This window comes from Bifidobacterium sp. SO1 (assembly GCF_018555335.1).
Classification (GTDB): Bacteria; Actinomycetota; Actinomycetes; order Actinomycetales; family Bifidobacteriaceae; genus Bifidobacterium; species Bifidobacterium simiiventris.
In genome coordinates this window covers 158,455-172,112 of sequence record NZ_JAFEJR010000001.1, presented here as the reverse complement: position 1 = coordinate 172,112, position 13,658 = coordinate 158,455, and the positions used below count along the sequence as shown (strand labels likewise).

Below are 13,658 nucleotides of genomic sequence, written 5' to 3'. Positions count from 1 at the left end.
AGCAGACAAGCCCGCATGCAGGCAATCAAACAATCAAACTTGACTGCATGCAGTCAATCGGACATGCAAGCAATCAAGCAAGCCAACAATCGGGAAAGCAAACAATCCAACAATCAGGAACGGAGTAGAACCATGAACGACAACCATAACGAAGACGAAGAGATCTTCGACGGCACGAGCGAGGATTCCGCGCTCGAAGACCAGATGAGCGCGCATATCGCTGCCATCGCCGCCAGCGGCGTCGCCGCCGAAGCCGAAGCCCTGGCCAACCGACAAGCCGACATGGCGGCCAAGGAACGCCACGAAACCAGACTGGCGCTCCTTGCCGCCGTCACCGTCATCGCAGGTCTTATGGCCTATGTAATCACTCGCATCGTCAAATAAAGACGATGTTTCTGTCGCCTATCATTTCAGGGACGGGTAATTCCTTGAATCCACGTCCCTGAAAGGCGCGCGTTTCCCATTTATGCAATTAGGATGCCCCGTCAATGAGCTGAGCCATCGACTCGCCACAGCGGCGACACCCTCCATCCGTCAGGGAATCCCATGTCAGACTTTGGAATCTGAGGGTACCTGTCCATGAGGGAGATGAATTTCTCCGTCCATGCGGGTCCGTCGATCTGGGATGTCAGGTAGTTCTCCATGGTGAGGAATGCAGCGGGGCCGGAGGACTTACGGAAGATATCCCAATCGTTGCCCCACCAACCCTTTGCATGGGATCCGCTGCGATGCTTCGGCAGTTTCGGCGCTATGCGGGTGCTGGTTTCGTTCCAGAAGCGATCGTGGTGCGCGGTCATGTTCCGGGCCTGCCGGATAGTCTCAAGCCAATTGGAGAGGATTTTGGCGTCGCCGCGTACGGCGGGATTCGGGTTGGGGTTGAAGATATGCAGCCTGGTGGCCAGCTTTCTCTTGATATGGTCTGGCGCTCCTTGGTAGAAGTTCTCCTTGAGTGTTCCGTAGCTCAGGCATCCGACGATCATCCAATACGGAGGCAGCGGATCGCTGTAGGTACTCCGAAAATGCCTGAGGTACGGAAGATTTGATTTGGTGAATGTCGAACGCAACGAGGAAAGGCAAGCCAGATGGTCGTCATAGCTCAACCCCGGGAGTCCTTCCCGTGTCATGTAGCCGAATTCGCCGCCGAATACCGATAGTTCATGGGCGAGGAAGCTCTTGAGATAGATCTCGATGGTGACGATGCCGTCGAATACCAGCATCCGCAGTTCCTGATCGAACAGGTATCTATCCCAGATATCCTTGAATTGCACATCTTGACGGAAGGGCAATGAGCGCTTCGCCGACTGCTCCGATACCGGGGTGAGGAACGGATACCAGTACCCTTTCAGCCGGAAGTATCCCACTTGCTCGATTCGGCGCTCAAGCAGCTCACGACTTATTCCGGACAAACCGTTGTCAATAAGCTTGGCCGATAAATCATCCAATGATTTCGGCGGATGCTGCGGATAGGGGCGGAGCTGTGGAGTATCATTCTCGTCCATCGTTCCTCCGATAAGAAAAATGCCACCCTAGTGTGCTTCAGTGAGAGGCAATGGTGGCTTTTAACATCGCTAATTGTAGCGAATATATCGCCTTTCGTAAAGATACAGAACACTCCGTACATCTAGTATCCAAAGCAGAGCGATGCACTAAATGTAGTATTCGCGTCATGTTTCATCCGTGAACGGGTTGCCAATCTTCGTCACATGTCCGCCGCAGCGTCGCTCGATGCGGGGCGATGCTGATGGTGCGTTCGGGGTCCGGCGGCCGGCCGTCGGGCTTGCGGGCGTGCTTTTCTTCCAGGGACCCGGGAGGAGGCGGGTTCTGAAGTCCCCGTCTCCTCCCTTTCCCGGAGAGGGGCGCTTCTGTCGTATGTGGGAAAGGATTTCGTATGAGGTTCGGGAAGAAGGGCGCCGGCGTGGTGGCGTCGATCACCGCCGCCGCGGCGTTGCTGGCCTGCCTGGTTCCGGTCGCGTTGGCCGATAACGGTGGCGGCGGTTCCGGCGAGGACGGTGGCGGTTCGGGCGGCGGTCCGACGCAGACGGCCGATGTGCATTGGATCTACAAGGATTCGTGGCCGGCCACGCTGGATGGCATGAAGACGGCGTTGAGTGACGCGAAGGTGCGTCTGTCGTCCGATCTGGCAAACGGGCAGAACCAGTTCGTGAACATGAACAAGACTTTGAGCGACGCGATCGATGAGTGCCAACGCTCCTATACGGGTGACGGGAACGCGGATTGCCGTCTGGTGGCTGTGGGCTATGTGCGATTGGCGGATGGTTCGTTCAACGGCAGCTATGTGAGCTCGAACGCGAAGAACCGTTGGGAGGCGCAGTGGAAGGCCGAGGCGAAGGGCGACTACACGTATCAGGGTCAGAAGTATTCGACCTCGACCACGTGGAAGGACAAGCTCGGCACGCGCAGCGTTGACTCACTGGCGCAGGAGTCGATTAACTCCAACCCGAACGCCTCGTTCCGCGTGATCGTGCTGGCGCAGAACCAGCCGCCGGTCGATTACAAGCTGAACGTGACCACCAGCCACAAGCAGAAGACCGACATGCAGGTCGGCTCCACCGACCCGATCGGCGACGTCATCCATGCAGACAATGGCGGTTCCGCGATCAAGGAGACGTTGAACGGCACCGCGATCATCCATTACGAGAACGGCCCCTACCTGCCCGCGAAGAGCGTGAGCAAGCCGATCAGCTTCTCCAGCAATGGGGACACCCAGCTCGACAATCTCGCCTCGCCGAAGGATTTCGGCATGAAATACTGGGCCGAGGGCTCGTACTGGATCGACATTCAGGTGCCCAAGCAGGGCCGCATGCAGGCGGCCGTGGACACCGCGGACCGCGACCCGGCCGAATCCTGGAAGGTGAGCTCGGTGCCGCCCGAACCCCCGGTCAAGAAAATCGAGGACGGCGTGAGCGCCGACCGGATGACGAACCGCACCACCATCACGTACGGCACCGGCCGCGGCGGCTACGAGATGCGTTTCCGCGACGTGATCGAACCCAACGGCGTCGAATACTCCGTGGACAACTACAGGCTCATCGACAGGACCGACGGCAACCGCGACGTTTCCGGCGAGTTTGAGATCAACTGGGACAAGGCGTCGAACACGGTGTCAGCCGCGCGTTCGGCGGACAAGGGCGAGATGCCCATGGACCATGTCTACGAATTCAGCTTCGACGTGACCGTGTCGAAGCCCTCCGACTTCCAGCAGGTCAGGGACCATGCGTGGGGCAAGTGGAACCACGAGCCCGAGGCCGACGCCGGAACGAAACAGTTCGATACGTGGCGGCCGAATCCCGACAAGAGCTGGATCCGCCTGAACGCGAAGGGCCAGTGGGAGGCGGTCATCGATCCGAAGGAGACCAACCAGACCGGTGCCGACGATATGACGCTTCTGGACGGGGACCGGGTCGCCTCGGTAGTCAACGGCACCATCGCCAAAAACCTCATCCAAGCCCCGGAGGCTCTGACGCTCACGGACGACTGGTCGGCCGCCGACTACCTGTTCGACGCCGACGACAAGTCGAAGATCAAGGTGTACGAGGCCGATGCCGGCACCGATCGCGAATCCAGCGTCACCGACATCGCCAACCACGGCAGGGACGTCACCGACCAGTGGACGATCACGATGGAAGGCACCACGGTGACCGCCACCGCAGGCCAGGCCTACCGCGAGGGATTGAAGGGGCTGAAGACCGCGAAGCAGGTCACGCTGCTCATTCCCGGCAAGGCGTCCTATGCCAACGGCAAGGGCGCGGGCCAGGTGCGCGACGACTTCGGCAAGCAGTCGAGCGACGAACTGTCGTTCTGCACCACGCCGGATGGCAAGGCGCTGACGAACAAGGGATCCCAGACCGTCAACACGCACACCATCCCCACGAACGAACCGAAGATCTGCGGCTACATACCGCCCGTCGTCAAGGACGTGGTCGGCGAATCCTCGCAGGGAGGCGACCAGGCGTCCGTGGACGGCAGGGTCGTCTACCCGGGCCAGCGCGTGGAATACCGTCTGGAGACACAGCCCCACCTGCCCGGCAATCTCGCGTACTCCGTCAGTGAGGTGGCGGTCACCGACACCTACGACGAGCATCTTGAAGTGGACAAGCAGACCCTGGAGGTCACCGACCTGTCCACCGGCAAGTTCATCCCGAAAACCGAGTACGAGACCCAGTGGAACGACGGGCAGCATGCAGTGCGCCTCGTGTTCTCCGACGGGTACGTGAAGACCAACTGGCGCAACGGCGCGAACCCGCGCATCATCGTCCGCTTCGAGGGCACGGTCGCCAAGGACGCGCCCACGGACACCAAGATCGGCAACCAGTGGGCATTGACACTGAACAACATGGTCACCCCGAGCAACAAGGTATGGAACGAGCCGCCCGACTTCACGCCGGTGAAGAAGGACACCCAGGCCGACCCGTCCATCAGCATCGACGGCAAGACCGCGCTGCTGGGCGACCGGATCTACTACCGCGTGACCATCGACGCCAAGCAGACCAACCAGGCCTACAAGGTCTGGAGGCTCGGCATGACCGATGACTGGGACGACGAATATCTCTCCCTTGACGCCAAGCGCATCGAGGTCATCGACACCGCGACCGGCAAGGATGTGACCGCGAAGTTCAACATCGCGGCGATCGACGGCGTCGCCTACGTGTACGCCAAGACCGCGGACACGAAGGTGCCGGCCACCGGCGAGACCATCAAGGGCGACCCCCAGCCCAAGAACCTCAAGGAGTACGCCGAAAAGAAGGACCACGACCCGTTGAAGGAGCCGGCCATCGATCAGTCGATGCTGGGCACGAGCTATGAGGTGAGCCTGCCGATGACCGTCATCAAGGTCACCGACGGACATATCGTGAAGAACAAGGCCACGCAGGTCGTCAACGACACCCGCAAGGACACCAACGAGGTCGCCAACCCCCTCAAACCCGTCAACCCGTCCAAGGACGTGGTCGTGAAGGTGGACGGCGAATCCATCGACAAGCGGAGCGTGTACCTCAACAGCCTGTTCCTCTACCGTCTCGACAGTTCCGTGCTGCCCGCTCACCGCGCCTACCAGAAGGTCACCGACTGGAGCATCACCGACCCGCTCGACACCGAGCATGACCAGTACACCGGCCAATGGGCCGTGTACGCCATGCGAGACCTGACCGAACAGGGCAAGGTGATCGCCCATAAAGGCGTGAAGATCGCCGGCAGCGGCTTCGATGCCGGCGCATACGGCGGCGAACTGTTCACCCTCGCGCAGGACGACAAGGGCGTGGTCACCGTTACCGCGACCCAGCGCATGCTCGACCTCGTCAGCGGCGACGACGAAAGCGAGCAGGCATGGACCGCGTTCATCCAGTGCAAGCGCGTCAAGACCGGAGAACACATCGCCAACCGGTTCGACGAAACCCTAAACGGCACCAAACGGCCTTCCAACCAGGTCGAGACGCACACGCCCGACATGACACCGAGCCTGAAGATCGAGAAATGGGACGAGGCCTCCGGCTGGCCGGCCGGCGACCGCGACCAGGTCAAGGACGCGCTGGCCATGCAGGGCGACACGCGCATCGTGTTCACCATCACCAACACCAGCACCACCGACCCCGACACCAAGCAGGGCGCATGGTACCGCACCAAGGACCTGAACCTCAAGGACCAACTGGTCGCCGGCGACGGCCGGGTGACCGATCTCGAATACCCCGCCGATTGGGACAGCCGCATCCTCAAGCCCGGCGAGAGCGTCGAGGTCAAGGGCGTCCTCAAGGGCGTGACCGACCATCACACCGACCGTGCCACGGTCACCGGCACGCCTCTGATCGAATGCGTCGTCTCCGACCCGGATCCGTTCGACGGCAAGGACGAGACGTCCGCACCCGATGACGCGGTCACGATCGACGGCAGGCTCGTCTGCCCCGATACCGAGGTGGTCAGCAACGCCGACGACTGGAACGGCTACCGGACCGGGCTCGCCCACACCGGCGCCGCCATCCAGGGCATGATCGCCGCGGCGATCACGCTGCTCGCCGTCGGCGGGGGACTGGTCGCCGCCCGCAGGTTCAGGCGCGGTAACAACGCCGGCGGCCGCCACTCCGGCACGATGCAACCCGTCGATGCCGAGGACGCCGACGCGGATGCCGTCGAAACCGCCGATCCGGTCCCCGGCGGGCAATCCGAGATCTGACCGAAGCGGCAGGAACCGCTCTCTGCCGCGATGATTCTTCCGGCCGGACGACAATCCGGCCGGAACCCCGCCGGTTCTCTTCCTTCTTCTCTCCCCGGCGGGCATGGCAACGGCCCGGCGCCAACGGTTCAAACCGTTAGCGCCGGGCCGTTCCCTTGCCGCCTTGATTACTTACCGCTTGTCGGGTTCCTCGGAGGCGAGTCGTTCTTCGAGCTGTTCGACGATGTGGTCGTGCATGTTCTCGTCGATCTTGACGGTCAGGAGGAAGACGACGAGGCTGGCGACGATGCCGGCGAGCGGCAGGTAGTAGGCGCAGGTCTTGAACGTGCGGATGTTCGCGGCGGTCATGTCGGCGGCGGTGGCGTTGCCGACCATGCCGGCGGCGACGGCCACGAAGCCCACGATGCCGTTGGACAGCGCGCCGGCGATCTTGTCGAGCATCGGGCGCACGGAGAGGGTGACGGCCTCGTTGCGCTTGCCGGTCTTGAGCTGTCCGTATTCGATGGAGTCGGTCATGCTCAGGATGGCGGTCATCTGGATGGTCTGCGCGGGCAGGTAGAAGAGGACGAGCGCGACGATGACGACGGGCAGGTTCATGGGCGCGATGATGAACAGCGTGTAGCCGGCGATCATGAACGCCATGCCTGCGGTGTACAGCCAGCGGCGCGGGATGCGGCGGTTGAGCACCGGGTAGAGGGGCGTGGTGACCAGTCCGGTGATGACCGGGATGACGCCGGCGATGGAGAAGCTGTCCGGCGCGCCGAGCACGTATTTGAACTGGTAGAAGAGCACGCCGGTGGTGGCGACGTTGGCCACGGAGTACAGCAGGTAGCTCAGGGCGACCCACAGGAGCTGGTCGTTCTGAGCGATGGCCTTGAACGCCTCGATGGGGTTGCCGTTGGCCTCGGCCTTGGCGCGCAGCTCGCCCTGGTTCTCGCGGGTGCCGAACGCGACGCTCCACGCGGTCAGCAGGCCGAGCACGGCGATGATGATGGCGAACGCGGCCCAGCCGGTGCGGCCCTGCTCCCATTGGCCGGTGAACTTCCAGGTGAACCAGCTGACGACGGGCACGACGATGACGGTGACGCCGTTGTAGCCGATGGATCCGGTGAACGCGCCGAGCGCGGTGTACGTGCTGCGTTCGTGCGAGTCGGAGGAGATTGCGGGGATCATGCCCCAGTAGGAGATGTCGCGCAGCGAGTAGATCACGTCCAGCAGGATGAACACGATGACGAACAGGACCATGAACACGCCGGTGTTCACGTCCACGAGGCCGAACAGGCCGGTGAACACCATAATCAGCAGGATGCCGGGCACGAGTCCGCCGATGAACTGCCAGGGGCGGAACCGGCCCCAGCGGGTGTTCGTGTTGTCCACGAGGTTGCCGAGCAGCGGGTCGAGGAAGATCTCCGCGATGCGGATGACCACCACGAGTCCGGTGATCACCGCGATGAGGCGCGCGGCCAGCGTCTTGTCCACGTCGATGAACAGCGCGGTGGTCACGAACGTGATGAAGAACGTGCTCATCGTGTTGTAGAACGCGGCCTGTCCCAGATTGCCGAACGCGTATGCGATCTTCTGGCCCATGTTCCTCGCGGGTGTTGCCTGCGGCTGTCCGGGCGTCGCCGTGCGCTGTGTGGTGGATCCGCTCATGGTGTGGTGGCCTCCTTGCGACCTGTAAAGAATCTGTGCGCGGGAACAGCTCCGATCCCGCAAGACGCGAGTATAGAACTTTCTCGAAAAAGTAAAAAACTTTACCGCGTGTCGCAAGCAACGCCAACGAATCGCATTCGTCGATTCGACACGACGCACGGACGAAAAGACACCGTAACAGCCGAATTATCAGTGCAATCAATGGATTTGCACAGGTTCTCGCAGTCACCGTCGAGGCATGCGCAAGAAGTTGCGTAAATTAGTAAATATCTTTATCATCGTTGTGCAAGGAGTCACATTCGAAGGCTCCCGCACTGCGGCGGCAACGACGCGACGCAATCCGATGCGAAAGCGAGGACATCATGAACACAACCGACGATCAGCGGAAGAACGGCGATCCGATCGTCTCCCCGTCCATGCCGACGACGGCATGGCTCGCCGACCCGCGCGTGTACGCGGTCCACCGGCTCGACGCCCATTCCGACCATGCGTGCTGGTCGCACGCCCCCTCCGGCGGCGAGGGCACGGATCTCACGCAGAGCCTTGACGGCGAATGGCGGGTCCGCGCCGAGACGGCGCCGGCGAACAGCTTCCCCGACGGGACGAGCGACGGGCCGGATTGGATCAGCGACGTGTCGCCGCTGTTCGCCGCGCCGGGCTTCGACGACTCGTCGTTCCCCCGCGTGCGGGTGCCCTCGCATCTGGAGACCGCGGGACTGCTCGACCCGCAGTATGTGAACGTGCAGTACCCGTGGGACGGCCACGAGGACCCGAAGGCCCCGGCCATCCCCGAGCATGGCCATGTGGCGGTCTACCGACGCAAGTTCGCCGCGGAGGGCGCGGTCGCCCAGGCCATCCGCGAGGGCCGCACGGTGACGCTCACCTTCCAGGGCGCGGCCACCGCCATCTACGTGTGGCTCAACGGCGCGTTCGTCGGCTACGCCGAGGACTCCTTCACGCCCAGCGAGTTCGACGTGACGGACGTCGTCAGGAAGGACGGCAACGTGCTGGCGGTCGCCTGCTACGAGTATTCGAGCGCGAGCTGGCTGGAGGACCAGGACTTCTGGCGGCTGCACGGCCTGTTCCGCTCCGTCGAGCTCAACGCGAGACCAGCCGCCCACGTCTCCGACATCCACGCCGAAGCCGATTGGGAGCCTGCCACGTCAATCGGATCGCTCTCGCTGGACGTGCTGATCGACGGCGCCACGAACGCCGCGACGGCCGACCTCGCGCTGCGAGACAAGAACGGCACCATCGTCTGGCGCACCGCCACGGAAGCGGCCGGAACGCTGCACGCCGAAGCCGAGATCGACGACGCCGCCCCCTGGAGCGCCGAACGCCCGGACCTGTACGAACTGTCCGTCACCCTGCTCGACGCGGGTGGCAAGGTTCTGGAGACCGCGCGCACCCGCATCGGCTTCCGGCATGTGGCCATCGAGGACGGCGTCCTCAAGCTCAACGGCAAGCGCCTCGTGTTCCGCGGCGTGGACCGCCACGAGTTCGACTGCCGGCGCGGCCGTGCCGTCACCGAAGAGGACATGCTGTGGGACATCCGCTTCATGAAGCGCCACAACATCAACGCGGTGCGCACCTCGCACTACCCGAACCAGTCACGCTGGTACGAGCTGTGCGACGAATACGGCATCTATCTGATCGACGAGACCAACCTGGAGACCCACGGCAGCTGGAACAGCCCCGGCGACATCCCCGTGGGCACCTCCGTTCCCGGTGACGACGAGGCCTGGCTGGGCGCATGCATCGACCGGCTGGACAGCATGATCATGCGTGACCGCAACCATCCCAGCGTACTCGTCTGGTCGCTGGGCAACGAATCCTACGCGGGCGAAGTCCTCAAGGCCATGAGCATGCACGCGCATCGGCTCGACCCGGGCCGTCCAGTCCACTACGAAGGCGTCAATTGGAACCACGCCTATGACGGGATCAGCGATTTCGAAAGCCGTATGTACGCCAAGCCGGACGAGATCCGCGACTGGCTCGAACACGGCGACGAGCGTGGCGCGGCGAACAAGCCGTTCGTCAGCTGCGAGTACATGCACGCCATGGGCAACTCGTGCGGCGGCCTGAGCGAGTTCATCGACCTCGAACAGTACGAGCACTACTCCGGCGGGTTCATCTGGGACTACATCGACCAGGGGCTCGTCCAGCGCCTGCCCGACGGGAGCGAACGACTCAGCGTCGGCGGAGAATGGGGCGACCGGCCGACCGACTACGAATTCGTGGGCAACGGCATCGTGTTCGCCGACCGCACGCCCAGCCCCAAGGCGCAGGAGGTCAAGCAGCTGTATTCGCCGATCAAGCTCACCCCCGACGGACACGGCGTGACCATCGAGAACCGCAACCTGTTCATCGGCACCGACGATTACGTGTTCGCCGCACGGCTCCTCGAAGACGGGCGCGAGATCTGGCACGCCGACTACCGGTTCGACGTGGCCGCCGGAGACACCCAACGCCATGACATCGCCTTCCCCGACATCGACACGGACGGGAATACGCGCGAGGTCACCTACGAGGTCGATCTCCTGCTCGCCGAAGCCACTGCATGGGCGCCGGCCGGCTACGAGCTCGCGTTCGGCCAGCTTACCGGCACTCTCAACCCCGAACGGGACATCACCGAGACCGATTATGACGACGACGACCGCGCGACGGTCACGCTCGGCCGGTGGAACGCGGGCATCCGCCGCGACGACGAGGAAATCCTCCTATCGCGCACCCAGGGAGGCATCGTCTCCTGGACGCGGGACGGACGGGAAATGGTCATCCGTCGCCCTGAACTCGTCACCTTCCGCTCCCTGACCGACAACGACCGCGGCAACCGTTCCGGATTCGACCGTGCAGCATGGTTCGCGGCCGGCCGCTACGCCATCGTGACCGATACGAGCATCACGCAATCCGACGACGGAGGACTCACGGCCGAATACCGGTACGAGCTCGCCGACCCGGGCCACACGCCCGTGACGGTCGCCTACCGCATCACGTCCGACATGCGCATGCGACTGACCGTTGAATACCCCGGCGGTGTCACCAACGCCGCCAGCCTGCCCGCGTTCGGTGTCGAATGGGAACTGCCCGGCGAATACACGCAGCTGCGCTACTACGGACCCGGCCCCGAGGAAACCTACCGCGACCGCAAGCAGGGCGGCAAGCTCGGCATCTGGGACACCACCTCAGAGGCGAGCATGGCGCCGTATCTCATGGTGCAGGAAACCGGAAGCCACGAGGACGTCCGCTGGCTCGAAGCCACCGACATCCAAGGCCACGGATTGCGCGTCAGCCAGCGCGGCGACCGTCACTTCACGGCCAGCCTGCTGCCATGGAACACCTACATGATCGAAGCCGCGCGCCGCCATGAGGACCTGCCCGCCCCGCGCCACAACTACCTGCGTCTGCTCGCGGCGCAGATGGGCGTCGGCGGAGACGACTCCTGGGGAGCCCCCGTCCACACGGCCTACCAGCTGCCCGCAGGCAGGCCGCTCACCCTCGACGTGAACCTCGAACTCATCTGACCGGCAACGGGCGGCGGCATGCACCACCATGCCGCCGCCCGTGCATATTCCCCAAAACACACCCACAGAAAAGAGACAATCAATCATGGCTGAAGTGATCATCGTCAAGAACGAGGAGGAGGCCGGCGAGATCTACGGCCGTTGCGTGGCGGACCTCATCAAGGCCAAGCCGGACGCGGTGCTGGGTCTGGCCACGGGCTCCAGCCCGCTGGCCGCCTACCAGGCCCTCGCCAAGATCGTGCACGAGGAGTCGATCGACGTCTCCCAGGTGCGCGGCTTCGCACTGGACGAGTACCTGGGCCTGCCGCTGACCCACCCGGAGTCCTACCACTCCACCATCCACCGCACGGTCGTCGAACCGCTTGGCCTCGACCCGGCCAAGGTCCACGTGCCCGGCGACGTGCTGAACGGCGCGCCCCTTGAGGACGGCGACAAGATCGCCGCCGCCGGCCCGGCCTACGACGCGGCCATCGAGACCGCTGGCGGCATCGACGTGCAGATCCTCGGCATCGGCACCGACGGCCACATCGGCTTCAACGAGCCCGGCTCCTCCCTCGCATCCGGCACGCGCGTCAAAACCTTGGCCGAGCAGACCCGCATCGACAACGCCCGCTTCTTCGACAACGACATCAACCAGGTGCCCACCCACTGCATCACGCAGGGCATCGGCACGGTCCTCAAGGCCCGCCACCTCGTGCTGCTTGCGTTCGGCTCGGGCAAGGCCGAGGCCATCGAGGAGACCGTCGAGGGCGGCGTGAGCGCATTCTGCCCGGCCTCCGCGCTGCAGCTGCACCCGCACGCCACGATCATCATCGACGAGGAGGCCGCCAGCCGCCTGCGTCACAAGGACTACTACCGCTACGCCTTCGCCCACAAGCCGGCCTGGCAGGGCATCTGACGGCAATCGAACGGTTCGGGCTCCTTCTTTCTCCGCAAAGAAGGAGCCCGAACGCATACAGGAAGGAAATCATGACACAGGACAGAAGTGAGATCGTCGCGCGCGTGACGGCGGCGTTGGAGGGCGAGGCCAAGCCGGTCGCGATCCGCGGGGCGCGCAAGGTGGACGCCCGCGGCGAGCAGTCGGGCTACTGGGTGGTCTCGGACGCGCGCGGCGTGATCGTGGCCACCGGTTTCGCGGCGGCGGACGGCAGCGGCGAAGAGGCGTTCGAACATGCCTGCCGCACGGTCGGCATCGACCCGGCCTCCCGCTCCGGCGAGGTGATCGACGCGGCCGGCCGCATCCTCACGCCCGGCTACGTGGACATCCACGCCCACGGTGCCTGGGAGAAGAGCTTCGACGACGGCCCTGACGGCATCGACGTGGCCCGCGCCGGCCACGCGGTGCACGGCACCACCCGCCAGGTCCTCTCGCTTATCACCAACCCGATGGATGTGATCTGCCGCAACATCCGCACCGTGCGCGAGAAGATGGCCACCCGCCCCGACATCCTCGGCTGCCACCTCGAAGGCCCGTTCCTCGCCCTCAAGCGCAAGGGCGCGCACGATCCGAACTGCCTCAAGGACCCGGTGCCCGAACTCGTGGACGAGATGCTCGACGCCTCGGGCGCCGACCCCGCCACTGGCAAGCTCGGCTGCATCCGCCAGATCACCATCGCCCCCGAACTGGAGCACGGCATCGGCGCCATCCGCCAGTTCGCTGCCGCCGGCGTGGTGCCCGCGGTCGGCCACTGCGACGCCGACTACGCCACCGCCCAGGCCGGCTTCGACGCGGGCGCCGGCATCATGACCCACATGTTCAACGCGATGAACGGCCTGCACCACCGCGAACCCGGCCCCATCCCGGCCGCCGTCGAGGACCCGCGCGTCACCATCGAGCTCATCAACGACGGCTTCCACGTCCAGAACCCGATGGTCAAGCTCGGCTTCGGACTGGCGCCCCACCGCATCGCGTTCGTCACCGACGCGATGGCCGCCACCGACTGCCCCGACGGCGCGTACAAACTCGGCGAACTCGACGTGAACGTCATCGACGGCCACGCCCGACTCGTGTCCAACGGCGCCATCGCCGGCTCCACGCTCACCCTGGAGGTCGCGGTCCAGCGCGCGGTCAACGAACTCGGCTTCAGCCCCGTCGCCGCCGTCGAGGCCGCCACCCTCACCCCGGCACGCGCCTTCGGATTCGACAAGGCCAACCCCGTCACCGGAGCCCCGCTCGGCCTCATCGCCCCCGGATACGCCGCCGACCTCAACCTCCTCGACCCCACCGACTGGACCGCCCAACACGTCTGGTGCGCCGGCCGCCAGGTGAAGTAAATTCCTTCCAGCAAAATCGACGC

At 64.1% G+C, this 13,658-nt stretch carries 7 protein-coding genes; 5 read left to right on the top strand and 2 right to left on the bottom strand.

What is annotated here, in order from left to right:
• Positions 1 to 15: 15 nt before the first annotated feature.
• Positions 16 to 384, top strand: a complete 369-nt coding sequence (locus tag JS541_RS00740; protein WP_236036979.1) for a hypothetical protein — start codon at positions 16 to 18, stop codon at positions 382 to 384.
• 101 nt (positions 385 to 485) lie between these two features.
• Here JS541_RS00740 and JS541_RS00735 read toward each other — a convergent pair whose 3' ends face one another.
• The gene (locus tag JS541_RS00735; protein ID WP_214314315.1) at positions 486 to 1,499 is read right to left on the bottom strand and encodes an Abi family protein; all 1,014 of its coding nucleotides are present in this window, start codon (positions 1,497 to 1,499) and stop codon (positions 486 to 488) included.
• 389 nt (positions 1,500 to 1,888) lie between these two features.
• On the opposite strand from JS541_RS00735, the gene JS541_RS00730 reads away from it, so the two are divergent.
• Positions 1,889 to 6,184 carry an LPXTG cell wall anchor domain-containing protein gene (locus JS541_RS00730; protein WP_214372410.1) on the top strand — a complete coding sequence of 1,432 codons (4,296 nt, stop codon included), beginning with the start codon at positions 1,889 to 1,891 and terminating at the stop codon, positions 6,182 to 6,184.
• Between the two features lie 171 nt (positions 6,185 to 6,355).
• Here JS541_RS00730 and JS541_RS00725 read toward each other — a convergent pair whose 3' ends face one another.
• Entirely contained in the window at positions 6,356 to 7,837 is a 1,482-nt protein-coding gene (locus JS541_RS00725) for a glycoside-pentoside-hexuronide (GPH):cation symporter (RefSeq protein WP_214372409.1), read from the bottom strand.
• Between the two features lie 362 nt (positions 7,838 to 8,199).
• On the opposite strand from JS541_RS00725, the gene JS541_RS00720 reads away from it, so the two are divergent.
• The 3 genes from JS541_RS00720 to nagA all read left to right on the top strand — a co-directional run bounded on the left by JS541_RS00720 (position 8,200) and on the right by nagA (position 13,635).
• Complete coding sequence (locus JS541_RS00720) at positions 8,200 to 11,361, top strand: glycoside hydrolase family 2 TIM barrel-domain containing protein (RefSeq protein WP_214372408.1); 3,162 nt, start codon at positions 8,200 to 8,202, stop codon at positions 11,359 to 11,361.
• Between the two features lie 85 nt (positions 11,362 to 11,446).
• A complete protein-coding gene (nagB, locus tag JS541_RS00715; protein WP_214372407.1) occupies positions 11,447 to 12,259 on the top strand; it encodes a glucosamine-6-phosphate deaminase in 813 nt (270 codons plus the stop codon).
• Positions 12,260 to 12,330: 71 nt separating this feature from the next.
• Entirely contained in the window at positions 12,331 to 13,635 is a 1,305-nt protein-coding gene (gene nagA, locus JS541_RS00710; protein WP_214372406.1) for an N-acetylglucosamine-6-phosphate deacetylase, read from the top strand.
• Positions 13,636 to 13,658 lie beyond the last annotated feature (23 nt).

What these genes read in the sequence shown, in the direction of transcription:
- JS541_RS00740 (WP_236036979.1), top strand. Translation starts at nt 16, where the DNA reads ATGCAGGCAATCAAACAATCAAACTTGACTGCATGCAGTCAATCGGAC.
- JS541_RS00735 (WP_214314315.1), bottom strand. Translation starts at nt 1,499, where the DNA reads ATGGACGAGAATGATACTCCACAGCTCCGCCCCTATCCGCAGCATCCG.
- JS541_RS00730 (WP_214372410.1), top strand. Translation starts at nt 1,889, where the DNA reads ATGAGGTTCGGGAAGAAGGGCGCCGGCGTGGTGGCGTCGATCACCGCC.
- JS541_RS00725 (WP_214372409.1), bottom strand. Translation starts at nt 7,837, where the DNA reads ATGAGCGGATCCACCACACAGCGCACGGCGACGCCCGGACAGCCGCAG.
- JS541_RS00720 (WP_214372408.1), top strand. Translation starts at nt 8,200, where the DNA reads ATGAACACAACCGACGATCAGCGGAAGAACGGCGATCCGATCGTCTCC.
- nagB (WP_214372407.1), top strand. Translation starts at nt 11,447, where the DNA reads ATGGCTGAAGTGATCATCGTCAAGAACGAGGAGGAGGCCGGCGAGATC.
- nagA (WP_214372406.1), top strand. Translation starts at nt 12,331, where the DNA reads ATGACACAGGACAGAAGTGAGATCGTCGCGCGCGTGACGGCGGCGTTG.